Origin of the sequence: Anaeromyxobacter oryzae (assembly GCF_023169945.1) — a bacterium.
Lineage (GTDB): Bacteria > Myxococcota > Myxococcia > Myxococcales > Anaeromyxobacteraceae > Anaeromyxobacter > Anaeromyxobacter oryzae.
This window is the reverse complement of the sequence record NZ_AP025591.1, coordinates 6,356,057-6,379,233: the sequence shown is the minus strand read 5'-3', so window position 1 is coordinate 6,379,233 and position 23,177 is coordinate 6,356,057. Positions and strand designations below refer to the sequence as shown.

The 23,177-nt window shown below is 74.0% G+C and carries 18 protein-coding genes; 10 read left to right on the top strand and 8 right to left on the bottom strand.

Features of this window, described 5'->3' with window-relative positions; all coding sequences use genetic code 11:
- Nucleotides 1-18: 18 nt before the first annotated feature.
- From AMOR_RS28055 to AMOR_RS28045, 3 genes are all read right to left on the bottom strand, one after another.
- Nucleotides 19-1,077, bottom strand: a complete 1,059-nt coding sequence (locus AMOR_RS28055; protein WP_248356911.1) for an NAD-dependent epimerase/dehydratase family protein — start codon at nt 1,075-1,077, stop codon at nt 19-21.
- 128 nt (nt 1,078-1,205) lie between these two features.
- The gene (lon, locus tag AMOR_RS28050; protein ID WP_248356909.1) at nt 1,206-3,692 is read right to left on the bottom strand and encodes an endopeptidase La; all 2,487 of its coding nucleotides are present in this window, start codon (nt 3,690-3,692) and stop codon (nt 1,206-1,208) included.
- A 166-nt stretch (nt 3,693-3,858) separates the two neighbouring features.
- The gene (locus tag AMOR_RS28045) at nt 3,859-4,083 is read right to left on the bottom strand and encodes a hypothetical protein (protein ID WP_248356907.1); all 225 of its coding nucleotides are present in this window, start codon (nt 4,081-4,083) and stop codon (nt 3,859-3,861) included.
- A 56-nt stretch (nt 4,084-4,139) separates the two neighbouring features.
- Here AMOR_RS28045 and AMOR_RS28040 point away from each other — a divergent pair, with 56 nt between their 5' ends.
- From AMOR_RS28040 to AMOR_RS28025, 4 genes are all read left to right on the top strand, one after another.
- Complete coding sequence (locus AMOR_RS28040) at nt 4,140-5,198, top strand: ATP-binding protein (RefSeq protein WP_248356905.1); 1,059 nt, start codon at nt 4,140-4,142, stop codon at nt 5,196-5,198.
- Between the two features lie 140 nt (nt 5,199-5,338).
- On the top strand, nt 5,339-6,178 hold the full coding sequence (locus tag AMOR_RS28035) for a metallophosphoesterase family protein (protein WP_318653879.1): 840 nt from the start codon (nt 5,339-5,341) through the stop codon (nt 6,176-6,178).
- Between the two features lie 4 nt (nt 6,179-6,182).
- The gene (locus tag AMOR_RS28030; RefSeq protein ID WP_248356904.1) at nt 6,183-7,097 is read left to right on the top strand and encodes a hypothetical protein; all 915 of its coding nucleotides are present in this window, start codon (nt 6,183-6,185) and stop codon (nt 7,095-7,097) included.
- A gap of 6 nt (nt 7,098-7,103) precedes the next feature.
- Nucleotides 7,104-8,423, top strand: a complete 1,320-nt coding sequence (locus tag AMOR_RS28025; protein WP_248356903.1) for a hypothetical protein — start codon at nt 7,104-7,106, stop codon at nt 8,421-8,423.
- A 496-nt stretch (nt 8,424-8,919) separates the two neighbouring features.
- Here AMOR_RS28025 and lexA read toward each other — a convergent pair whose 3' ends face one another.
- Nucleotides 8,920-9,609, bottom strand: coding sequence for a transcriptional repressor LexA (gene lexA, locus AMOR_RS28020; protein WP_248356901.1), 690 nt, complete (start codon nt 9,607-9,609; stop codon nt 8,920-8,922).
- Between the two features lie 119 nt (nt 9,610-9,728).
- On the opposite strand from lexA, the gene AMOR_RS28015 reads away from it, so the two are divergent.
- Entirely contained in the window at nt 9,729-10,625 is an 897-nt protein-coding gene (locus AMOR_RS28015; protein ID WP_248356894.1) for a hypothetical protein, read from the top strand.
- Between the two features lie 43 nt (nt 10,626-10,668).
- Here AMOR_RS28015 and AMOR_RS28010 read toward each other — a convergent pair whose 3' ends face one another.
- A complete protein-coding gene (locus AMOR_RS28010) occupies nt 10,669-12,345 on the bottom strand; it encodes an ABC1 kinase family protein (protein WP_248356893.1) in 1,677 nt (558 codons plus the stop codon).
- Between the two features lie 84 nt (nt 12,346-12,429).
- On the opposite strand from AMOR_RS28010, the gene mutS reads away from it, so the two are divergent.
- Nucleotides 12,430-15,069, top strand: coding sequence for a DNA mismatch repair protein MutS (mutS, locus tag AMOR_RS28005; protein ID WP_248356886.1), 2,640 nt, complete (start codon nt 12,430-12,432; stop codon nt 15,067-15,069).
- Nucleotides 15,070-15,136: 67 nt separating this feature from the next.
- Here mutS and AMOR_RS28000 read toward each other — a convergent pair whose 3' ends face one another.
- From AMOR_RS28000 to elbB, 3 genes are all read right to left on the bottom strand, one after another.
- Nucleotides 15,137-15,418, bottom strand: a complete 282-nt coding sequence (locus AMOR_RS28000; protein ID WP_248356884.1) for a cytochrome c3 family protein — start codon at nt 15,416-15,418, stop codon at nt 15,137-15,139.
- A gap of 210 nt (nt 15,419-15,628) precedes the next feature.
- Nucleotides 15,629-15,919 (bottom strand): cytochrome c3 family protein, encoded by a 291-nt coding sequence (locus AMOR_RS27995; protein WP_248356882.1) that lies wholly within the window; start codon nt 15,917-15,919, stop codon nt 15,629-15,631.
- Between the two features lie 132 nt (nt 15,920-16,051).
- Nucleotides 16,052-16,720, bottom strand: coding sequence for an isoprenoid biosynthesis glyoxalase ElbB (gene elbB / locus AMOR_RS27990; RefSeq protein ID WP_248356880.1), 669 nt, complete (start codon nt 16,718-16,720; stop codon nt 16,052-16,054).
- Between the two features lie 117 nt (nt 16,721-16,837).
- Between elbB and AMOR_RS27985 the strand changes: the two genes are divergently transcribed.
- The 4 genes from AMOR_RS27985 to AMOR_RS27970 all read left to right on the top strand — a co-directional run bounded on the left by AMOR_RS27985 (nt 16,838) and on the right by AMOR_RS27970 (nt 23,169).
- Nucleotides 16,838-18,748, top strand: coding sequence for an N-acetylmuramoyl-L-alanine amidase (locus tag AMOR_RS27985; protein ID WP_318653840.1), 1,911 nt, complete (start codon nt 16,838-16,840; stop codon nt 18,746-18,748).
- A gap of 124 nt (nt 18,749-18,872) precedes the next feature.
- Nucleotides 18,873-21,662 (top strand): [protein-PII] uridylyltransferase, encoded by a 2,790-nt coding sequence (gene glnD / locus AMOR_RS27980; RefSeq protein WP_248356878.1) that lies wholly within the window; start codon nt 18,873-18,875, stop codon nt 21,660-21,662.
- Nucleotides 21,663-21,836: 174 nt separating this feature from the next.
- Nucleotides 21,837-22,781 carry a RimK family alpha-L-glutamate ligase gene (locus AMOR_RS27975; protein WP_248356877.1) on the top strand — a complete coding sequence of 315 codons (945 nt, stop codon included), beginning with the start codon at nt 21,837-21,839 and terminating at the stop codon, nt 22,779-22,781.
- The gene (locus AMOR_RS27970) at nt 22,774-23,169 is read left to right on the top strand and encodes a general stress protein B (RefSeq protein ID WP_248356872.1); all 396 of its coding nucleotides are present in this window, start codon (nt 22,774-22,776) and stop codon (nt 23,167-23,169) included. Before AMOR_RS27975 ends, AMOR_RS27970 begins: the two co-directional genes overlap by 8 nt.
- The last annotated feature ends 8 nt before the right edge of the window (nt 23,170-23,177 follow it).

Here is a 23,177-nt window from a genome sequence, read left to right as displayed (position 1 = left end):
GTCCGATCCGGGGCGGCGCTACCAGGCCGGCAGGACGCGGCCGCCGGTCCCCGGCAGGAGCTGGTTCGCGACGAGCGCCCGGATCGTCTCCGGCACGGATGCGGTCGACACGGGGTGCTGCGGGCGCCAGCCGAGCGCGGCGAGCCGCGACGTGTCGTAGTAGTGGTCGGCGCTCATCCAGTGGAGCGCCTCGCGGTCGATGCGCGGCACGAGCGCGCCGCCCATCGCGGCCCGGCCCGAGAAGCGGCGCCAGCGGCGCGCCAGCCGCCGGTTCACGGTCGTGAGGAGCGTCCGGTCGGGCACGTGGCGGACCAGCCACAGCAGCGCGCCCGTGAGCCGCGGCAGGGTCGGCAGGACGCGGCCCGGCTCGTACCCGAGCGCGCTCAGCGCCGCCGCGAGGTGCTCCGCGAGCGGAAGGGGGGCGTCGTCCCCCACGTTGAACGCGCGTCCCACGACGGCGCGATCGTCCGGGTGATCGGCGACGTGCACGACGGCGCGGGCGAGGTCCGACAGGTGACAGAGGTGCGCGACGGGACCGCGGCGGATGATGGGGATGCGCCGCCGGCCCTGGTTGAAGAGCGCCACCAGCGCGAGCGCCCTCACCGGGCCGCCGCGGAGGGTAGGCCCGTAGAGGAGCGTCGGCCGGAGCACGGTGAGGGGCACGCCCTTGCGAAAGGCCGCCCAGCTCGCCTGCTCGGCGGCCCACCGGATCCGCTCGTACGCGGTCCGCGGCGCCTTGAGCTCACCCTCGCGGCACGGCAGGTTCCGGGGCTGGCCGTACACCGACGTGGTCGACACGTGAACCAGGCGCCGGGCGCCGGACTGGCGCGCGATGGACGCGGCGGTGATGGCGGCGCCCGCCTCGACCTCGACGCGTCGCTCCTCGTCCAGCTCGCGCGGGGTCCGCACGCCGAGGTGGACGACCACCTCGGCGCCGCGGATCTCGCGCCCCGGCGAGATCGCTCCGCCCGGCCCGACCGGCAGGTGCCGGACGGCGTACCCTGCCGCGTCGAGCTGCGCCGCGATCGCGTCGGCGAGGGCGCCGGTCGAGCCGGTGAGGAGGGCGAGGCGGGGCACGCTCCGACTGTAACAGCGGTCCGGCGCCGCGCGAGAGGCCCGGACGGAGGCGCGACGGTCGAGGCCGAAACGAAGAAGAGGCCCGGCCGGAGCCGGGCCTCTTCCGGTTGCTGCGGCGTGGGGATCCGCTAGACGCGGACCTCCTCGCTCTTCTTCGGTGGCGCCTTCTTGTCGCCGCCCTCGGGCTCCGGCGGCGGCTTGCGACCGAGCGGGTTCTCCTCGAGCGCGGCCGCGAGCACCTCGTCCATGTGCGCGGCGAACACGAAGTCGAGCTCCTTGCGCGCCTGCTCCGGGACGTCGATGAGGTCCTTCTCGTTGCGGGCAGGGATGATGATCCGCTTGATGCCCGCGCGGTGCGCCGCGAGGACCTTCTCCTTGATGCCACCCACCGGGAGCACGAGTCCACGGAGGGTGACCTCACCGGTCATCGCGACGTCCGAGCGGACGCGGATGCCGGTCAGGAGCGAGACGAGCGCCGTGAGGATGGTGACGCCCGCGCTCGGGCCGTCCTTCGGGATGGAGCCGGCCGGGAAGTGGATGTGCAGGTCGGTCTTCTCGAGGAAGTTCGGCGCGATCCCGATGGTCTCCGCCTTCGAGCGCAGGTACGACAGCGCCGCCTGGGCGGACTCCTTCATCACGTCGCCGAGCTGGCCGGTGAGGGTGAGCGACCCCTTGCCGGTCATGCGGGTCGCCTCGATGAAGAGGATGTCGCCGCCCGCCGCGGTCCAGGCGAGGCCGGTCGCGACGCCGGGGATCTCGGTCCGCTCCGCGGTCTCGTTGTAGAACTTCTCCGGCCCGAGCATCTCGAGGACGTCGTTCTCCTCGATGCTGCGCTTCGCGCCCGCGCCGACCTTCCCGCTCGCGACCTCGACCGCGACGGCGCGGCAGATGTCGGCGATGCGCCGCTCCAGGTTGCGGACGCCGGCCTCGCGTGTGTACGCCATGATCACCTTGATGAGCGCCTTCTCGGTGATGGCGATCGCGTCCGCCGAGAGCCCGTGCTCCCTGAGCTGCTTCGGGATGAGGTGGTTCTGCGCGATGTGGACCTTCTCCTCGAACGTGTAGCCGGGCAGCTCGAGGATCTCCATGCGGTCCTTGAGCGGGCCGGGGATCGGATCGAGCAGGTTCGCCGTGCCGATGAACATCACCTTCGACAGGTCGTAGGCGAGGTCGAGGTAGTGGTCGGAGAACGCGTGGTTCTGCTCCGGGTCGAGCACCTCGAGGAGCGCCGCGGAGGGGTCGCCGCGGAAGTCCGCCCCGAGCTTGTCGATCTCGTCGAGCATCATCACCGGGTTCACCGTCCCGGCCTTCTTCATCGACTGGATGATCCGGCCGGGGAGGGCGCCCACGTAGGTGCGCCGGTGTCCGCGGATCTCGGCCTCGTCGCGCACGCCGCCGAGGCTCAGGCGGACGAACTTCCGCCCGATCGCGCGCGCGATGGACTGCCCGAGCGACGTCTTGCCGACGCCGGGAGGGCCGACGAAGCACAGGATGGGCCCGCGCATGTCGTTCTTCAGCTTCCGCACCGCGAGGTACTCGAGGATGCGCTTCTTGATCTTGTCGAGGCCGTAGTGATCGGCGTCGAGGATCTGACGCGCGTTCTCGATGTCGAGGTTGTCGTCGCTCTTCTTCGCCCACGGCAGATCGGCGATCCAGTCGAGGTAGGTGCGCGCGACCGTGTACTCGGAGCTCGCCGTCGGGATCGACTTCAGGCGGTTCAGCTCCTTCTGCGCGACCTTCTCGACCTCCGGCGGGAGGCCCGCCTTCTTGAGCCGCTCCGCGAGCTCGTCGAGCTCCTCCTCCTCCTCGCCCAGCTCGCCGAGCTCCTCCTTGATCGCCTTGAGCTGCTGGCGGAGGTAGTACTCGCGCTGCGTCTTCGACATCTCGCCCTTCACGGCGGAGTCGATCTTGTTCGAGAGCTTGAGGATCTCGCGCTTCCGATTGAGGAGCTCGAGGACGAGCTTCATCCGGGCCTTCAGCTCCACCGTCTCGAGGACCTGCTGCTTCTCCTCGATGGGGACGTCGACGTTCGCCGCGATGAGATCGGCGAGGTGGCCGGGGTGGGTGATGGACTCCACGAGCTCCGTCGCCGCGGCGGGGAGCTCGGGCATGAGCTCGATCACCTCGCGCGCGAGCTTCTTCAGGTTGATCGCGAGCGCCTCGACCTCGACGTCGTCCGTGAGGGTCTTGTCCTCGACCGGGTCGACGCGGGCCTTGAGGTACGGGCTCTCCTGGACGAGCTCGAGGACCTTGAACCGTGCGAGGCCCTGCACGACGAGCGAGTAGTTGTCCTCGCCCATCTTGAGCAGCTTCACGACCCGCGCGACGGTCCCGACGGTGTAGAGGTCGGCGGCGCCGGGATCCTCCTCCTCGGCGCGCCGCTGCGTGACGACGCCGATGACCTGCTCGTCGCGGACCGCGTCCTTGATGAGCGCGATGGTCTTCTGCCGGCCGACCGCGAGCGGGAGCACACCGCCGGGGAAGAAGACGGAATTCCGCAGCGGCAGGATGGGGAGCACCGCGGGGATGTCCTCGTTCGCGATCAGGCCGGGCGGCCCCATCGCGGGCGCCACCTGCGCGCCGGCACCAGGGCCCTTCTTTTCCTTCTCAGACATCGCCGTGTCCTCCGCATCGATCGCGGTTCCCGATCGATTCGATCAGGGATACCCGCGAGAGGTGACGTTATCAACTAAAAGCAGCTGGTCTTGCGGGCGGTTGGGGCGCAGTTCGCCCATGCGGCTCCGAGAGCCGCGAAGCCCGTCGTGCGACGCGCGTCGCGCGTCAGTCCTCGTTCAGCGCGGTGCGTCCCGGGCGCGAGATCGTGTGCCCGTCGGGCTCGCCCCCCGGGCCGCCCGGATCGCTCCGGGTCGGCCCCTCCGACGGCGCCCAGAGGCCGGAGCGCCGATCGTCGTCACCCGAGCCGGACACGTGGCCGCTCCGGTGCGGGATCTGTTGCGGCGCCGCCCCGGGACCCTCCGCCGGGGACCACGCGTGCTTGCGAGTCATGCCCTCTGGATAAGACCGGCTTCCGGTTGTGCAAGCCCGTGGGCACCTTGCGCAGCGTGTCGCTCCTTGCGGCCGTGCTCGCGCTCGCTGCGGGGGGGATGCTGGTCGCGGCGCTGCTCGCCGTCGCGCACCGGCGGCTCCCGCGGGCGCTGCGGCCGCTCCTCGGCGCGGTGCCCGACGCGCTGGGCGACGCGGCGCTCCTCCTCGACCCGCGCGGCGTGATCGCGGCGGCGAACGCGGCGGCGGGGCGGCTGGCCGGCGCTCCGCCGGCGACGCTCGCGGGGGCCTCGGCGAGCACCCTCTTCGGCGCGGACCTGTCCGTGCTCCAGCGCGACGCGGCCCGCGGACCCGCGGCGGGCACGATCGCGCTCGCTGGCGGCGGCGTGCCGGCGCGGGCGCGGGCGGTCGTGGTGCGGGTGTCTGCGCGGCCGCCGCTCGATCTCGCGGTCCTCCGCCCCGAGCCGGCGGCGAGGCCGCCGCCGCTCCCGGTGATGGCGCCGCCGCCCCCGCCGCCGCGGCGGGCGGAGGGCCACGCGGATCTCGGCGCGGTGAGCGCGGCGCTCCGTCCGCCGCTCTCCCGCGCCGCCACCGCCGCCTCCATGTTGCGGCTGCTCCTCACCGACGGTGCGCGGGCTCACGACGAGCTCGACCGGCTCGAGGCGGCGCTCCGGGATCTCGAGGGGCGCGTCGGCGCGCTCGCCGCCGCGGGTGCGAGCGGCCCGGGCGCGACCCGGGTCCTCGATCTCGCCGCGCTGGTCCGCGAGCTCCTCGCCGCGCCCACCGGGCCGGTCCGGATCCGCGCGGCGCTCGTGCCGGCACGAGCGCTCGCGGACGAGGGTCGCCTCCGCGCGGCGCTCCGCGAGGTGCTGCGCGCCGCCGCCGAGGCGCTGCCCGCCGGCGGAGAGCTCGCGGTCTCGGTGCAGCCGCGGGGCGCGTCCGCCGTCCTGGAGCTCGCCTCCGCGGCGCTCGCGGCGGACGGCGGCGTGGCCGCGATCGCCCGCGCGCTGCTCGGCCCGGAGGGCGGGCGCGTGGAGGTGGAGTCGGTGCCGGGACGCGGCGCGCTCTGCCGGATCGCGCTCCCGTCCGCGCCGCGGGCCGCGCTGCGGCCCGCGTGATCGCGACACCTACATGCCGTGAGCTCGCGGCCGGATCCTTTGACGCCGGGGGGAGGGGCCGATAGCATCCTCGCCGGTCGCCCCAGGCGTCCGTCCGTCGCGGACGGGCGTTCGCGGGGCGCGCGCCCCGGGAGTCCGCGATCGTCCGCCTCGGCCACATCAGCGATCTCCACGTCTCGGATCGGTCCCGGTACCCGCGCAACGGGTTCACCGCGCGCGAGTGCGAGAAGCACTCCGCGCGGCTCGCGAAGGGGCTCCTCGACGCGCTTCGCGAGGTCGGCGTCGATCACCTCGTCGTCACGGGCGACGTGACCTTCTCCGGAGAGTCCCGCGAGTTCGAGCGCGTCGCGGATCTACTCCGGCCGTTCGCCGAGGCGGGGAAGCTCACGGTGGTCCCGGGCAACCACGACGTCTGGACCGAGGACGCCGTGGAGACGGCGCGCTTCCTCCGCGCGCTCGGCCCCGACGGCCGCGGGATGAAGAAGGCGGCCCCGTCCTATCCGCACGTCGTCCCGCTCGGCGCGGACGCGGTCCTGGTCGCGCTCGACAGCGCGCGCTACGGCGACGATCCCTGGACCACCCCGGGCCGGCTCGGCTCGGAGCAGCTCAAGGCGGCGCGCGAGCTCGCCCGCGAGCACGCGAAGCAGGGGCGGGCGGTGCTCCTCGCCTTCCACCACCACGTCGTCCTCCCGCCAGAGCGCGTCGACTCCGACGCGCACGTCGCGCGGATGCCGCTCGCGGACGCCGACCAGGTGGTCCGGCTCGTCGCCGAGCAGCCCATCGCGGCCGTGCTCCACGGCCATCGCCACACCGCTTTCCGCGTCGACCTGCCCGGCGCGGAGGGGCCGACCCCCGTCCTGTGCGCAGGCTCCGCCTCGCGGGTCGCCGACGAGCCGGTCCGTCGCGCCCGCGCCTACGTCTACGAGATCGACCGCTCCGGCGTGCGCAGCGTCGAGGCGCTCGTCGCGGGCCTGGAGTGATCGCATGAGAAAGCTGCTCGTCGTCGCGGTGCCCGCCGGGCTCGCGATCCTCGCCGCCGCCCTGGTGCTCTCGTCGTTCAGGAGCCGCGCCGACGCGGAGGCCTCCCGGCTCGAGCGCGCGCGGCTGAAGCGCGAGTTCGCGGAGCGGGCGGCGGTCCTGCGGGCGCTCCCGCCGGACCGTCCGGCCGAGTGGCAAGGCGAGGTCGTCGCCCTCACGCGCTGGTACCAGGACGAGCTGCAGGCGATCCGGAACCGCTACCCCGAGGTGTCCCCCGCGCCGGGCGCCCTCGCCGCCGCGGAGGAGGACAGGAAGGGGAAGATCGGCGAGAAGGAGCGCGCCGCGATCGCAGACTTCCAGAAGTACGCCGATGGCCGCGCGAAGCTGCTCCGCGAGGGCGCGTACGGCGCGGTGGGGTCGGCGGAGGCCGCCGGGCTCCGCCTCGATCTCGTCTCCGTGGAGTCGGGCGCCGGGCCGGAGGGCACGCCGGGGCTCCGCGTCGACTTCGCCCTCTGGGGCGCGCCGCGGTACCTGGAGCGCGAGCGGAGCGGGGACAAGACCGTCACTCGGACCGTGACGCCGGTCGCGTTCAAGAAGCTCGCGGTGCAGTTCCTCGACGCGAAGGGGAAGCCGTACGGCGAGATGAGCGGCGCCGGCGAGCCGTACCAGAAGCTCGCCGATCCGGAGCGGTTCGTGGAGGACTTCCCGCCGGGCGTGCTGTTCGGGACGTGGTGGCTCGAGCTCCTGCCGCGCGAGGCGGCGACGGCCCAGGTCTCGCTCGAGGTGGACGTGCGCGGCGCTTCGGGCGCCGTCCGCCCCGCGACGTTCGCGCTGTCCTTGCCGGTGCCCGAGGGCTGGAAGATCCCGCCCGGCGCGACGTACCAGGCCGAGGTCCGGGAGGCGGCGCCGCCGCGGCCGTAGCGTCCAGTGCCCAGGGCGAAGAAGAGCGCCGCGGACGCGGCCAGGAAGCCGCGCAAGGCCACCGCCCGCAGGGCGGCGAGGGCGACTGCGCCTGCGCTGCCGGATCCGTCGGGCGACGCGCCGCTCCACGAGCTCTCGCGCGACGCGCTGTCGGTGCTCCTGTACGTCGCGCTCCTCCCGGACGAGACCCGCGCGATCGTGAAGGAGCTGGGCGTCTCCGTGCCGGGGTTCCGGACCGAGGCGCTCTCCGACGTCGAGCGGTGCGACGTCCTCGCGGACGAGATCCGCGCCGCGCCTACCACACGCGCCCGCGTGCTCGACCCGCTCCGGCGCGCGTTCGGGCGCCCGCCGCTCGTCGCCGTCCCCGCGGACGGCGTGGTGGCGGACGATCTCCTCGCGGTCGGGTCCTCCGATCACGGGCTCACGCTCGCGCTCTGGCGGGTCCTCGCCGATCCCGATCCCGCGGTCCGCGCGCGCGCCGCGCCGGTGCTCGAGCAGCTCGTGAAGGAGTACTACGGGCCGGCGCCTGCGCCCGCCGGCGGCCGCGGTGCGCCCTCGCCGGCGCCCGCGGACGGCGCAGCGGCCGAGGCGCGCGTGATCGAGCTCGAGAAGGAGCTCGCGCGCGCGGAGGAGCGGATCGCGTCGGCGCGCAAGAAGGCGGAGGAGCAGCGGGAGAAGCTGCAGGAGTGGCTGAAGGAGGCGCGCGCGCGCGCGGCGCAGGCGGTCGACGAGGCCGCCCGGGCGCGCGAGGCCGCCGAGGCGGCGGCGCGCGCCCGGGACCGCGCCGAGGCCGCGCTCGCCGCGGCGCAGGCCACCGACGCCGCCGCCGAGGCGCAGCGCGCCCGCGCCGCGCTGCGCGACGCCGAGGGTCGCGCGCAGGCGCTCGAGGGGCGCGTGGCGCGGCTCCAGCAGCGGGTGGAGGAGCTCGAGGCCGAGCTGGCGACGGCGCGGACCGCCGCGGGTGCCGGCTCGGAGCGCGTCGCGCCCGTCGCGGCGGCCGCCGACGCCGACGAGCCGGAGGACGCGCCGGCATCCTGGCTGATGCCCGTCTACACGCGCGAATTCTACGACTCGCTCGAAGGGTGGGATCGGCGCATCCAGCGCGCCGCCTTCAAGCAGGCGAACCTGCTCGCGCAGGACCACCGGCACGGGAGCCTGCGCGCGCTGCCCCTCGAAGGCCTGCCCGGATACTACCGCGTGCGGGTCGCGACGGACGTCCGGCTCCTGTACCGTCGCGGCGACCGCCAGAACGCCATCGAGATCCTGTCGCTGATCGATCGCGAGGACCTCGACCGGTACGTCCGGCAGGCGAAGACGCGGCAGTGAGCGCCGGAGCGCCCGGGGAGCTCGATCGCCCCTCGCAGATGGAACGCGCCGGAATCGACGCCCGCGCGGGGCGCCGATCCGGCGCGAAGCCGAGGGGCTCGCAGCTACTCGAGCCCTTCGAGGTTGTCCGCGACTTCCTCGCTGCGAGGCGCGGCTTCCTCTCCTTGCGCCGCGGGGCGCCGCCCACGGCGGCTCCGCGGACGCGGCTCCTCCGCCGCGGAGAGCTCCTTCCCCGCTGCGAGCAGCTTCGCCCACGCTTCCGGCGTCGGACTCGCGCGCGCGGCCCCGAGCGCGTCGCGGTACGCCGTCCTGGCCGCTTCGAGTCGCGCGTTGACCTTCGCCATCTGCCCCCCTCCCTCGCAGGAACTTCGCCCGGTTTCCGCTCGAACCTCTGCGGAAGATAGGCGCAGTGCGGAGGCAAGGTAAGCCGAAGGCCTACCGGCCCTCATGGGCGAAGCCCGACCCGGGAAGCAGGCGTCCGAGGCGGCGACCGGTCTCAGCCGAGCTTGCGGTAGATGCCCACGACGACGCCGAGGATCATCGTGCTCCGGAAGTCCGACTCGCGCACGTAGATCGGCGCCATCCGCGGGTTCGAGGGCTGGAAGCGCACGCGATCGCCCTCGAAGTACACGCGCTTCACGGTCGCCTCCTCGTCGATCATCGCGACGACGATCTCGCCGTCCTCGGCGTGCAGCTGCTTCTTCACGAAGACGTAGTCGCCGGGGAGGATCCCGTCCCCGATCATCGAGTCGCCCTGCACGCGCAGCCCGTAGACCTTCTTGTTCGTCCCGAGGAGGAACGAGTCGACCTGGACGGTGTCCTCGATCCGCTCCTGCGCGAGGATCGGCTGCCCGGCCGCGACGCGGCCGATGATCGGGATCTCGACCATCCGCGCGCCGGGGCGGCCCGCAGCGCGCGTGATCGGGACCACGTTGCCGGCCGGCGCCCCGTCGCCGCCCAGCGCCTCGCGTGCCGCCGGGGTGGGGATGAGCGCGCGCGACTTCACGGGATCGCGCGTCAGGTAGCCCTTGCGCTCGAGCGCCTTGAGGTGATCGTTCACGCCGTTCGTCGAGCGGATGTCGAGCGCCTCGCCGATCTCGCGGATCGTGGGCGGGTACCCGCAGTCCTCGATCTGCCGGGCGATGAAGCGGAGCACCTCGAGCTGCCGGTCGGTGAGGCCGTCCATGTAGGGTCACCTCCTGAACATAGGTATCCTGTCACGGCGTTCAGCCGCTTTCAAGAAAACGTCGCCGCGGGCGGCAGGTGGTCGTTGCCGGGCGCGCGGCGGACCGCTACCGTCCCGCCGTGCCTCCCGCCCTCGGCGCCGCCATCGGCCTCGGCGTCCGCGCGCTCCTGCGCGAGGGGTGGCTCGTCGCCGCCGGGCTCGCGGTCGGCATCCTGCGGCGGCTGCTCGCGGTGCCCGCCCTCGCGTTCGCCTGGGGGCTCCTCCTCGAGGCGGCGGTGCTCGCGGCGCGATCGCGACCGCTCGATCTCCTCGCCCCGGTGGAGGGCGTGCTCGCGGCGGCGACCTCGCAGCGCTTCCTCGCGATCGCCGCCGGCCTCTGGCTCGCCGGCGTGCTCGCCGGCGCCGCGCTCCGGCTCGCGTTCCTCGCCGGAGCGGCGCCGGTCCTCGCCTCCGCCATGGCGAGGGCGCCCGTGGGCGCGGACGGGTTCGCGGCCGGCGTCGCCTGGGGCTTCCCGCGGGTCCTCGGGACCGCGCTCCTCGGCCTCGCCGCCGAGCTCGGGGGCGGCGGCTTCGCGGTCGTCCTCGCGCTCGGGGCCGCCCGGATCACGGCCGCCTCGGGCCACGCCTCGCCGCTGCTCGCGGCCCCGGTCGCGCTCGCGCTCACGCTCGCGGTCGCCGTCCCCATCGCGCTCTCCGCGGCGGTCGACGGCGCCGTGGCCCGCGCGGCCGTCACCGGCGAGGGGCCGCTCGTCGCGTTCGCGGCGGCGACGCGCCGGTTCGTGAACCGGCCCGGCGCCTTCGTCCTCGGCGCGATCACCTTCGCGGTCGTCGCGGGGCTCGCCACCGCGTCCGTCGAGGCGACCGGCAACGCGCTCACGGCGCTCGCGGACGGCGCGTCACCGCTGCTCCTCGCCGGGCCGGGGCTCCTGATCGCGGCGCTCGCGACCGCCGTCGGCGCCGCCGTGGACCTCGCCTGGCTCGGGACCGTCTCGGCGCTCGCCTGCGCGGAGGGATGATCTCCCGGGGCTGCGGCCCGGCGCGCTCGCCTCGCCCGCGCGCCTAGCGCTGCAGGAACCGCCGGACGGAGATCTTCCGGAGCCGCAGCGTCGCGACGTGGTAGAGCGCGGCCGCGCCCGAGAGCAGCGCTGCGACCGCGAGGGCGCCGATCCAGAGCACCGGGCGGCCCCCGGTCGCGAGCACCACGAACGCGCTCACGGTGAACCCTGCCGCGAGGAGGCCGAGGAAGATCATGACCCCGAGCGACCGGACGTGGCCGCCGAGCCGGTCGATCGCGTCCGAGTGGACGTTCACGCGGAACTTGCCGCCCTCGAGGTCCACCAGGATCTGCGAGAGCTGCGCCGGGACGTCCTCGGACAGCGCCTGCAGCTTGAGGAACGACTTCATGAGGACGCCCGAGGCGTCGCTCGGGTTGAACCGGGAGAGGAGGAGCTCCTTCGCGTAGGGCAGGCCGACGTCGAGGATGTCGAGCTTCGGGTAGAGCCGGCGGATGATGCCCTCGACCGCGATCGACGCCTTGGCGAGGACCGCGTACTCCTTCGGGATCCGGATGCGGTGCCGCACCGCGAGATCGAGGAGATCGCGCAGGAGCGTGGCGGTCCGGATCTCGTCGAGCTTGAGGCCGAGGTACCGGTCGAGGATGCCGCGGATGTCCTCGCGGAACTCCGCGATGGGCGTGTGGGAGTCGGGGACGCCGATCCGGTTCAGGATCCGGGCCACCGACTCCGGGTCGCGCAGCGCCACGGCCACGATGAGGGTGACCAGCGCCTCCTGCTGCGCGCGCGTGAGGCGGCCCACGAGGCCGAAGTCGAGGAGGGCGATCCGGTTCCCGGGCAGCACGAGGATGTTCCCGGGGTGCGGGTCGCCGTGGAACAGGCCGTCCTCGAACAGCTGCCGGAACGCGGCCTCGATGATGTTCCGGGCGACCTGCTCGAGGTCGAAGCCCGCCTCGGCGGTCACGTCGGAGACCTTCACGCCCTCCACGTAGTCGAGCGTGAGGATCGTCGACGACGAGAGCCCGGCATGCACTCGCGGGACGACGAGGAACTCGCGGCCCGTCGACTTCGCCGCCATGGCCTGCGCGTTCCGCGCCTCGTTGGTGAAGTCGAGCTCCTCGTGGACCGTGCGGTCGAACTCCTCGATGACGCCGGTCGGCGTGTAGACGCCGGTCTCCTCGACGACGGCCTCGAGCAACCGCGCGAGGTCGTAGAGCAGGGCGAGGTCCGACTCGACCTGCTCCCGGATCCGGGGCCGCTGCACCTTCACGACCACGGCCTCGCCGGCGTGGGTGACCGCCCGGTGCACCTGGGCGATGGACGCGCTCGCGAGCGGCACGGGATCGAGCTCCGCGAAGACGGCCTCGACCGACCTCCCGAGCCCCCGCTCGATCTCGCGCCGGACCTCGGAGATCGGCACCGGCGGACAGTCGTCCTGCAGCGCCTCGAGCTCCTCGATCCAGTGTGCGGGGAGGACGTCGGGCCGGGACGAGAGGAGCTGGCCGAGCTTGATGAAGGTGGGGCCGAGCTCCCCGAGCATCGTACGGAAGCGGGCGGCGGTCTTCCGGTCGGGCGGGGGGAGGGGCTCGCCGGGCGGCGGGGCGTCGCGGCCGAGCACGTCCCGGAGCCGCATCCGCTCGACGTACGCGCCGAAGCCATGGCGGACCATCGCCGAGGAGATCTGGCGCAGCCGGTTCAGATCCTGGAAGGCCCTCCCCAGCATCGGCCCGCGACTCTAACACCGCGATCCGGGGGTCGCCACGCGCACGTGCAGGGGGTGGGGGGCTCGGTGTAGAACCGTTCGCCCATGCCGGAGATCGCCCAGGCGCACACGCCGATGATGCGGCAGTACCTCGAGACGAAGGCGAGGTACCCCGACGCGCTCCTCTTCTTCCGCCTGGGCGACTTCTACGAGCTCTTCTTCGAGGACGCGCTCACCGCGTCCGAGGCGCTGCAGATCACGCTGACGGCGCGATCGAAGGGCGACGACAAGGTGCCGATGTGCGGCGTGCCGCACCACGCCGCCCGCGGCTACGTCGCGAAGCTCCTCGAGAAGGGCTTCAAGGTCGCGATCTGCGACCAGGTCGAGGAGCCGGGGAAGAACACGATCGTGAAGCGGGAGGTGACCCGCGTCGTCACGCCGGGCATGGTCCTCGACGATCAGGTGCTCGACCCGCGCGAGGCGAGCTGGCTCGGCGCGGTCGCGCTCGCGGAGGCGGGCGGTGGGCTCGCGCTCCTCGACGCGTCCACCGGGCAGCTCCAGTGCGGCGAGGTGAGGGACGACGGTCGGCTCGTGGACGAGCTGCGGCGCGCCGGCGTCCGGGAGCTGGTGTTCGCCCGCGGCGCCGACGCGGCGCGGGTGGACGCGATCGCCCGCGCGGTGGGCGTCCCGGCCGCGCGCCGCGACGACGCGGAGTTCGAGCGCGGCGAGGAGAAGCTCCGGCGCCACCTCCGCGTGGCGTCGCTCGACGGCTTCGGCGTCGGCGGGCTCGCGGCGGGGCTCGCCGCCGCGGCCGCCGCCCTGGCGTACCTCTCCGACACCCAGCGCGCCGCGCCGGCGCACGTGGACCGCATCGCGCGGCTCCGCACCGACGACGTGCTCCTCCTCGACGAGGCGACGCGCACGAACCTCGAGCTCGAGCGCACGCTCTCGGGCGGCCGGAAGAAGGGGACGTTGCTCGCGCTCCTCGACCGCACCGTCACCGCGCCCGGCGGCCGCCGCCTCGCGGAGTGGCTCAGGTACCCGCTCACCGATCTCGATCGCATCGGCGCGCGCCTCGACGCCGTGGAGGAGCTGGTCGGGTCGGCGGTCGCCCGCGAGGACCTCGCCGCCGCGCTCCGCCCCGTCGCCGATCTCGAGCGCCTCCTCTCGAGGCTCGTGCTGCGGCAGGGCAACGGTCGCGATCTCCGCGCGCTCTGCGGGGCGCTCCTCGCGCTCCCGGCGCTCGCGGACCTCCTCGCCGCGCGCGGCGCCGCGCTCCTGCGCGAGGCCGGCGCGCGGCTGCGCGGCCTCGAGGCGCTCGCGGCGCACCTCGACCGGGCCGTCGCGGAGGAGCCGCCCCCGACCCTCCGGGAGGGCGGCATCGTCCGGCGCGGGTTCTCCGCGGAGCTCGACGAGATCGTCGCGATCGCGGACGACGGCAAGGGCTACATCGCGTCGCTCGAGGCGCGCGAGAAGGAGCGGACCGGCATCGGGTCGCTGAAGGTCCGCTTCAACAAGGTCTTCGGGTACTACCTCGAGGTCACGAAGGCGAACCTCCACCTCGTGCCGAAGGAGTGGGAGCGGCGCCAGACGACCGTGGGCGGCGAGCGGTTCGTCACGCCCGAGCTCAAGTCGTTCGAGGAGAAGGTCCTCACCGCCGAGGAGCGGCGGTTCGCGCTCGAGGAGCGCATCTTCGAGGACCTGCGGGCCGCGGTCGCCGCCGAGGCGGCGCGGATCCGGACCGCGGCGGACGCCGTCGCGGAGGCGGACGCGGTCCTGTCGCTCGCCCGCGTCGCGGCGGAGCGGGGCTACGCGCGGCCGACGGTGGACGACTCGGAGGTGCTGGAGATCGTCGACGGGCGGCACCCCGTGGTCGAGGCGGTGCTGCCGGACGGGCCGGCCGGGTTCGTGCCGAACGACGTGCTCGTCGCCGCCCGCGGCGCGCCGGAGTGCGAGGGGCACGGCGCCGTGCTCGTCATCACCGGCCCCAACATGGCCGGCAAGAGCACGGTGATGCGCCAGGCGGCGCTCGTGACGCTGCTCGCGCAGATGGGCGGCTTCGTGCCCGCGCGCCGCGCGCGGGTCGGGCTCGTCGACCGGATCTTCACCCGCGTCGGCGCGTCCGACGACCTCGCCCGGGGCAGGTCGACGTTCATGGTGGAGATGACGGAGACCGCCGCGATCCTCCACAACGCGACGCGCCGCTCGCTCGTGGTGCTCGACGAGATCGGCCGCGGCACGTCGACGTTCGACGGGGTCTCGATCGCGTGGGCGGTCGCGGAGCACCTGCACGACGCGAAGGGCTGCCGGACGCTCTTCGCGACCCACTACCACGAGCTGCAGGACCTCGCCCGCGAGCGGCCGGCGGTGCGGAACCTCACCGTCGCGGTGCGGGAGGTCGGCGATCAGGTCGTCTTCCTCCGCAAGCTCGTGTCGGGCGGCGCGTCGCGCAGCTACGGCATCGAGGTGGCGAAGCTCGCGGGCCTCCCCGCCGAGGTGCTCGCCCGCGCCCGGGAGATCCTGAAGAACCTCGAGTCGATGGAGGTCGACGAGGGCGGGCACGCGGCGCTCGCGCGCGGGCGCCGGCGGAGGCCCGACCCGGCGAGCCAGCTCGGGCTCTTCGCCGCCCCGGCCGATCCCGCCGCGGGCGAGGTCGCGAAGGACCTCCGCGGCCTAGACCTCGACGCGCTCCGCCCCCTCGACGCGCTGAACCTGCTCGCCGCGTGGAAGAAGCGGCTCGGGTAGAAAAGAAGGAGGCGGCCCGCTCGCGCAGGCCGCCTCCGTCGCATTCCCAGGCTTCAGGCTGCTGCGATCACGCCTTCTTGTGGCACTCGGCGCACTTCGCGGGGCCCTTCGCCTCCTTCTTGTGGCACTCGACGCAGAGCTTGTGGGCCGCGTCCTTGCCGATCGGCTCCACCTTCTGCGGCACGGCCGGGTGGCAGGCCTCGCACTTCTGCGCGGCGTGCGACTTGTGGTTGAAGGTGACGTCCCCCTGCTTCGCCTTGAGCGTGAGGGCCTTCGCGGGCGCCTCAGCGGCCATCGCGGTGCCGACGGCGAGGACCGCCGCGACCACGAAAGAAAGCACGAGCTTCATGTTGTTTCCCCTCGGTCCAATGGTCGACGGGGGGATTCCCGTCGCGAGGCGCGGACTCTAGCGCGCTAGGGAGATCGGCCGCGTGTGGCAAAGCGTCCGGGGCGTGAGCGTGTACCGGGGCACGCGCACGCGTAAGACGATCACGTACACCAAAAGAAAACGGGGCCGGTCACCCGGCCCCGCTCTCTCGATGGCGACGATGCGACTGCGTTACGCCTTCTTGTGGCAGTCAGCGCACTTCGTCGGGCCCTTCGCCTCCTTCTTGTGGCACTCGACGCAGAGGGCGTGGGCCTTGTCCTTGCCGAAGCCCTCGATCTTGCCGCCGGCCGCCGTGGCGTGGCAGGTCTCGCACTTCAGGCCGCGCGCCTGGTGAGCCTTGTGCGGGAAGGTCACGTTGCCGGGCTTCGCCTGGAGCGTGATGGTTTCCGGGCCGGTGCCGGCCGCGAAGGCAGAGGTGGCGACGACGACAGCAGCGAACATCGCAGCGAAGTACTTGGTCACTTGAGGCGCTCCTCGGGTTCGGGGGCGGACCAGCCCGCCCGGAATACGGACGCGGGACTTTACTCGAAATTCAGGGAGCGCTCGGAAATTTTCGTCCGGATTGTCGCACCCCGCCCAGGCTGAGAACGCGTCTCAGGAGGCGAGTTCCAGGAGGGCAGAGACGAGCTTGTCGATGCCCGCGGCGACGGGGGCGATCCAGGGGCCGAGCATGTAGGCGGGCGTCGACACCACCTTCAGCCGCTCGTCCACCACGATCTCCTCGACGCGGCACTCCACGTGTCGCGCGCCCCAGGACTCGATCGCGGCAGCCGTCTCCGCGTCGTCTCCGATCGTGACCTTCACCTGCTCGCCGCCGAGGAGCTTCGCCGCGAGCACCGGCGCGATGCAGACGAAGCCCATCGGCTTCCGCGCCGCGCGCATCTCGCGGACGAGCCGCTCGACCTCGGGCAGGACCTTCATCTTCCGGCCGTCGATCGCGAACGAGCAGAGGTTCTTCGCGACGCCGAAGCCGCCGGGGAACACGAGCGCGTCGAGGCCCGAGGCGGAGACGTGCGCGAGGTCGGTGATCTTTCCGCGCACGATGCGCGCGGCCTCGGTGAGGACGCGGCGCGACTCGCCCTCCGCCGGCGCGCCGAGCAGGTGATCGACGACGTGGCGCTGCTCGATGTCGGGTGCTGCGGCCACGAGGGCCGTGCCGCGTCGGTCGAGGGAGAGGAGCGTGCACACCGCCTCCTGGATCTCCGCGCCGTCGAGGAACCCGCACCCCGAGAGCACGACACCGACCCGCTTCTGGGAAGCCATCGGACACCTCCGAAGGAGAGGACGGATCTTACGCCCGCCCGCGCGGAGGTTTCGCGCCCCGGTCCGGGGTCGCCCGAAAATTGGACGCCGATATCGACCTCGGTGACAGTCGGGCTCATGGGCCGCCGCCCGCTCGCCCTCGCGCTCCTCGTGCTCACGCTCGCCCCCGGGGTCGGGGGCGCCGCGCCGCGGCGCGCCGCGCGGACCCCGAACCGGCCGGCGGCGGCGGGGCGCAAGCCCGAGGCCCGGCCGGCGCCGGGCCCGCGCGCCATCGCCAAGGGCGCGGCCGGCTCGCCGCAGGCGCAGCGCCCCCCGACGCTCGCTGAGGCGCGCGCGGCGCTCGCCGCGCTCGTGCAGGACCGCACCCGGCGTCGCTTCCGCCACCACTGGGAGCGGGCCATCGCGGGCCTGCTCCGGGCGGCGCGCGGCCCGGACACCGCGCCCGCGCTGCTCGAGGCGGCGCGGGCGCGCTACGCGCTGTACCGCTGGTCGGCGATCGAGGCGGACCGCGAGGCGGCCATCGCTCTCGCGACGCGCGCGGCGCGTCACGGCGCGAAGGACGGCGCCGCGCTCGCCGCCGCGATCCGGCGGGAGGCGGGCGACGATCACCCCGCCCACGCCGCCGCGGTGAAGAGGCCGCCTTCGGCGCCGGTCCGGGCACCCGCGCCGAAGGCGTCGACCCGCGCCACGGGGGCGAGGCCAGCGACCGCCGCGGCGGCACCGGCTCCGGCCACCCCGGCTCCCGCAGCCCAAGCCTCGGCCGTCGCGGAGGAGGAGGAGGACGACACGGTCGAGTCGCCGCCCGATCCCGCCCTCGAGGCGGCGGTGCGCGAGCTCTCGGCTCCCGCGCACCCGCGGCCGCTCGGCGACTCCGGCGGGGCCGGCGCGGCGACGGTGAGCGACGTCCGCGCCTGGTCGAGCGGAGACTACACCCGCGTCGCGATCTACCTCTCTCACTGGGTCGGCTGGCAGAAGCAGGAGCTCCCGGCCGAGGGCGATCGCCCGCGCCGGCTCGCGGTGGATCTCCGGCCGGCGACGCTCTCCGGCAAGGCGGAGGCACGGCCGATCGCGGGCGATCAGGTCGATCGCGTGCGCACGGCGCAGAACGACTCGGAGACGGTCCGCGTCGTCCTCGACCTCGCCGGCAGCGACGCCGTGCAGCTCTTCGCGCTCGAGGATCCGCCGCGCCTCATCGTCGACGTCGGCGCGCATCCCCGCGGGCGTCCCGCGGTCGCGGAGGCGCCGCACGAGGCGCCCGCGTCCGGCGGCGCGCCGCGGCCGGCCGACGTGGCGGCGGCGGCCCAGCCCGTGCCCGCGCTCCTCGAGGAGGCGCCGCGCGGCCCGATCCGGCGCATCGTCGTGGACGCGGGCCACGGCGGCTACGACCCGGGCGCCATCGGCCCGTCGCGCGTGCGCGAGAAGGACGTCACGCTCGCGATCGCGCGGCGGCTCGCCAGGAAGCTCCGCGCAGACGGCTTCGAGGTGATCCTCACCCGCGACTCGGACCGGTACCTCGCCCTCGAGGAGCGGACCGCGCTCGCCAACACGGCGCGCGGCGATCTCTTCGTGTCGATTCACGCGAACGCGCACCCGCGCCGGAGCCTCACCGGCGTCGAGACCTACTTCCTGAACGTCACCGACGATCGCTACGCGGCGCGGCTCGCCGCCCGCGAGAACGGCATCGGCGGGGAGGGGCAGGGCGAGGTCGCGCGCATCCTCACCGACCTCGACGCGAAGGCGAGCGCGGGCGTGTCCCACCGGCTCGCGCAGCTCGTCCAGCGCGAGGTCTGCACCGGCGTCCGCGCCCGGGTCGGGGGGGTGCAGGACCTCGGCGTGAAGAGCGCGCTGTTCTACGTCCTCCTCGGCGCGCGGATGCCGGCGGTGCTCGTCGAGACCGCGTTCATCTCGAACCGCGACGAGGAGCGGCGGCTCGCCTCGCAGCGGTACCAGGACGAGGTCGCCGCCGGGGTCGCGCGCGCGGTCGTGGCGTTCTCCCGGACCGACGCGCGGGTCGCGGCCGCGCGCTGAGGGCGACGCTGCCCGGGGTCGGGGCGCCTGCCGGGAATCGGGGCAGCGCGGCCGCGGGTCACGCCGCGCCCGGGCATCGCGGTCGGCGGGCGGGCGGCGGAGCCGACGCTATACTGTTCCGTCCATGCCTCCTCCGCCTCCCGCCGACGCACTCACCAGCCTGCCGGCCGCCGCGCCCTTCGAGTTCGAGACCAAGGTCCAGGACCTCCCGCCGCTCACCGGCGACGTGAAGGCGGACTTCGCCGCGCAGCGGCGGTTCGTCGAGGAGGTCCACCGGGAGGGCGGGAGCGGCCACACCGTGGTGCGCCTGCAGAGCGCCGCGATGGACCGGATCGTGGGGGTCCTGTGGGACCGCGCGATCGCCGAGGCGGCGAAGGCGCAGCCGCGCTCGCCGGTGTCGCTCGTGGCGCTCGGCGGCTACGGCCGGCGCGACCTGGCGCCGTTCAGCGACGTCGACCTGCTCGTCCTGCACGGCGAGGGGAAGCCGGACGCCTTCGTGAAGACCACGGCCGAGCGCCTCGTGTACGCGCTCTGGGATCTCCGGCTCGAGGTGGGCTACGCGGTCCGGGATCTCAAGACCTGCGATCACATGGCCTCGGAGGACCACACGGCGCGCACCGCGCTGCTCGACCTGCGCTGGCTCGCCGGGGATCGCGACCTGTACCGCGAGCTGGAGCGCGAGGAGCTGCACGGCCTCTCGCTGGCGAAGGTGGAGAAGTTCCTGCAGGACAAGCTCGACGAGATGCGCAGCCGCCGCGAGAAGTTCGGCGACTCGCTGTACCTGCTCGAGCCGAACGTGAAGGAGTCCGAGGGCGGGCTCCGCGACCTGCAGTCGGCGCTGTGGCTCGCGCGCGTCCGGTTCAAGGTGGCGGGCATCACCGAGCTGCTCAACCGCGCGCTCCTGCCCGAGCGCGAGATCCGCGAGATGCGCCGGGCGCGCGACTTCATCTGGCGCGTCCGGAACGAGATGCACTACCTCGCCGGTCGCAAGTGGGATCAGCTGACCTTCGACGTCCAGCCGCAGGTGGCCCAGGCGATGGGCTACCGCGACGGCGAGAGCGGCACCGCCGTCGAGGAGTTCATGCGGCACTACTACCTCGCCGCGAAGACGGTGCTCGTGGCGTGCGACGCCATCGTGGATCGGTGCCTCGAGCCGGTCACCCAGATGGGCTGGCGGATGGTGCCGCCGCCGGCGGCCCAGATCGGCGCGGAGCGGCCGGTCCCGGTCCTCCGGGGCCAGCCGCCGCGCGCCGCGGATCGGTTCCTGCCCGGCGGCGAGCTGAAGGTGTTCCGCGGGCGCCTGACGGTCATCGACAAGGACGCCCTCCGCCGCTCGCCGGCGGCGCTCGTCCGCCTGTTCAGCGCCGCAGATCGCGAGCACCTCGACCTGTATCCGTACGCGCGCGATCTCGCGGCGCAGGCCGCGGCCGACCTCCCGCCGGAGGCGGCGAGCGACCCGGAGCTGAACCAGGAGCTGCTCGCGTGCTTCACGCGCCCGGGGACGCGCGGGCGCTTCCTCTCGCTGATGCACGAGATCGGCGTCCTGCCGCGCGTCCTGCCGGAGTTCGGGCGGATCACGGCGCGCCGGCAGATCGACGTCTACCACGTGTACACGGTCGACGTTCACACCATCTTCGCCGTGCGAAGGCTGTTCGCGCTCCGGTGCGGCGACGTGAAGGAGGAGGGGCTCACGGAGGTCATGCAGCGCCTCCAGCGGCCGCTCGGGCTGTACCTCGGGACGCTCTTCCACGACATCGGGAAGGGCGGCGGGAAGGACCACTCCGCCCGCGGCGCCGAGATCGCCGCCGAGGCCTGTGTCCGCATCGGGGTCGATCCGGCCGACGCCGCCGACATCGAGTGGCTCGTCGCGAAGCACCTCCGGATGAGCGCCATCGCCCAGCGGCGCGATCTCTCGGACCCGGAGCTCATCCACGCGTTCGCCGAGGAGGTCGGGACCATCGACCGCCTCGAGAAGCTCTACCTGCTCACGTACGCGGACATGGCCACGGTCGGCCCGCGCACCTGGACCGAGTGGAAGGCGCGGCTCCTCCGCGAGCTGTACCAGAAGACGCACGAGGTGCTCGCCCGGGGTGAGCGGCGGCCCGAGCCCGGCACCGCCGAGGCCGCGGGGCGCGAGCTCGTGTCCGCGGCGCTCGCCGAGCGCGCGCGGTGGTCCGCCGAGGATCGCGGCCGCTTCGTCCAGGCGATGCCCGCGCGCTACTTCCTGACCGTCTCGCCGGCCCAGGCGCCGCGGCACCTCAGGCTCCTCGAGCTCGGCCGGGAGGCGACCGCGGCCGCCTCGATCCGCCACCACCCGCTCCTCGGCTACTCCGAGATGGCGCTCACGGCGCGCGATCGCCCCGGGCTCCTCGCCACCATCGCAGGCGTCCTCGCGGCGCACCGGATCGACATCCAGCACGCCGAGGTCTTCTCGACGCCGGACGACCCGGCGCTCGGCTGGCTCGCCGGGCGGGCGCTCGACGTCTTCGAGCTCCGGGGCCCCGAGGAGTCCGCGGTCGAGCCCGTCCGCTGGCGCGCCGCCCGCGCCGATCTGGTGCGCGTCCTCTCGGGCGCGGAGGGGCTCGACGCGCTGCTCGCCCGCCGGCTCCGCGCCTCGGCGCTCCCCCAGAAGCCGCTGCCGCGCGTGCCGACCAAGATCGTGATCGACAACGACTCGGCGCGCGGCCATTCGGTCGTCGACGTCTTCACCGCGGACCGGGTGGGCCTGCTGCACACGCTCTCGCGAACGTTCTTCGACCTCGGCCTGTCCGTGGACCTCGCCCGCATCGCCACCGAGGGCCACCGGGCGGCCGACGCCTTCTACGTCCGGACGGCGGAAGGGCGCCGGCTCGAGGGCGAGCTCGCCGCGAAGGTGGTCGAGGCGCTCCAGGCGGCGCTCGCGCGCCCCGAGTAGCCGGCCCGCCAAGATCTTCTGCACCAGACGGGCGCTCTTCCCACCGGGGGTGGAAAGAGCGCTTGCGGGGACGCTCCGGAAAAGATCCGGGATGGCGCGCCCTTGTCCAGCCAGCCGGCCATGGACACCATGTTGCGCGGGCGGTCGGGGTAGGGGAAGGGAAGCAAGCCTCGCATGAAGCGCTTCATCCGGATCGGGGTCGTCACCGCCTGGCCCGACGACGACTGGCACTCGCAGCGGCTGCTGTCGGCCCTCGGAAGACGGGGCGAGGCGATCGCGATCGATCCGGCGGCGCTGGCGGCGGTCGTGGAGGGCGAGGACGTGGCGGTGACCGCAGCGGGGCGCGCGCTCGGGGAGGTGGACGCGTTCGTCCTCGCGCGCGGGCTCGGCCGCGCGGGCGACCCCGACGTGCAGTTCGAGATCTATCGCGCCCTGGAGGGCGCCGGGGCCATCGTCGTGAACCGGATCGAGCCGCTGCTCGCGGCACAGGACAAGTTCCGCACCTCGTGGCTGCTCGCGCGCGCGGGCGTGCCGACTCCTCCCGCCGCGGTCGTCCAGTCCGCCGAGGCGGCGGATCGGGCGCTGGCGACGCTCGGCGACGCGGTGATGAAGCCCGTCGCCGGCTCACTCGGGGACGACGTCGCGCGGGTCGGCCGCGACGCCGAGGGGCGCCGCGCGATCGCCGAGCGCGCCGCGCGCGACGGGGCGCTCTACCTTCAACAGTACGTGCCCCACCCCGGACGCGACCTCCGCGTCTTCGTGGTCGGGGGAGAGACCCGGGCGGCCATCACCCGTCACGCGCCGCCCGGGGAGTGGAGGACGAACGTGGCGGGCGGAGGCCGGGCGGAGTCCACCGACTGCCCGGACGCGGTGCGGCAGGTGGCGGAGGCGGCGGCGGCGGTGCTCGGCCTGGACTACGCCGGCGTGGACCTCGTGATCGGTGACGACGGGCCGACCGTGATCGAGGTGAACGGCAACCCCAGCTGGCGGGGGATCCTCGAGGCGACGGGCCTCGACATGGCGGACGCGATCGCCGAACACGTGCTCGGCCGGGCCCTGCGCGGCCGTATGACCAGCGACCACATTGTTCGTGAACCGACGGGGGCGACACATGGCTGAAGAGAAGAAGGGCGGCAGCAAGGGAGCGATGACGGTCTCCGAGGCCGGTCGCAAGGGGGGCGTCCGGGTCCGCGAGACGCGGGGCCGGAAGTTCTACGAGGAGATCGGCAAGAAGGGCGGAGAGACCGTGAAGGCCGAGCGCGGCCGGAAGTTCTACGAGGAGATCGGGAAGAAGGGCGGCGACACCGTGAAGGCGGAGCGTGGGCCGCGCTTCTACGAGGAGATCGGGAAGAAGGGCGGGGAGACCATCAAGGCGGAGCGGGGCACGCCCTTCTACGAGGAGATCGGCCGGAAAGGCGGGCACAAGGTCCGCGAGCTGATCGAGAAGGGCAAGGCGGGCGGCGAGGAAGAGACGGGCGCCGGCCATGGCGAGGGCGGCGAGCGGTAGTCGCCGAG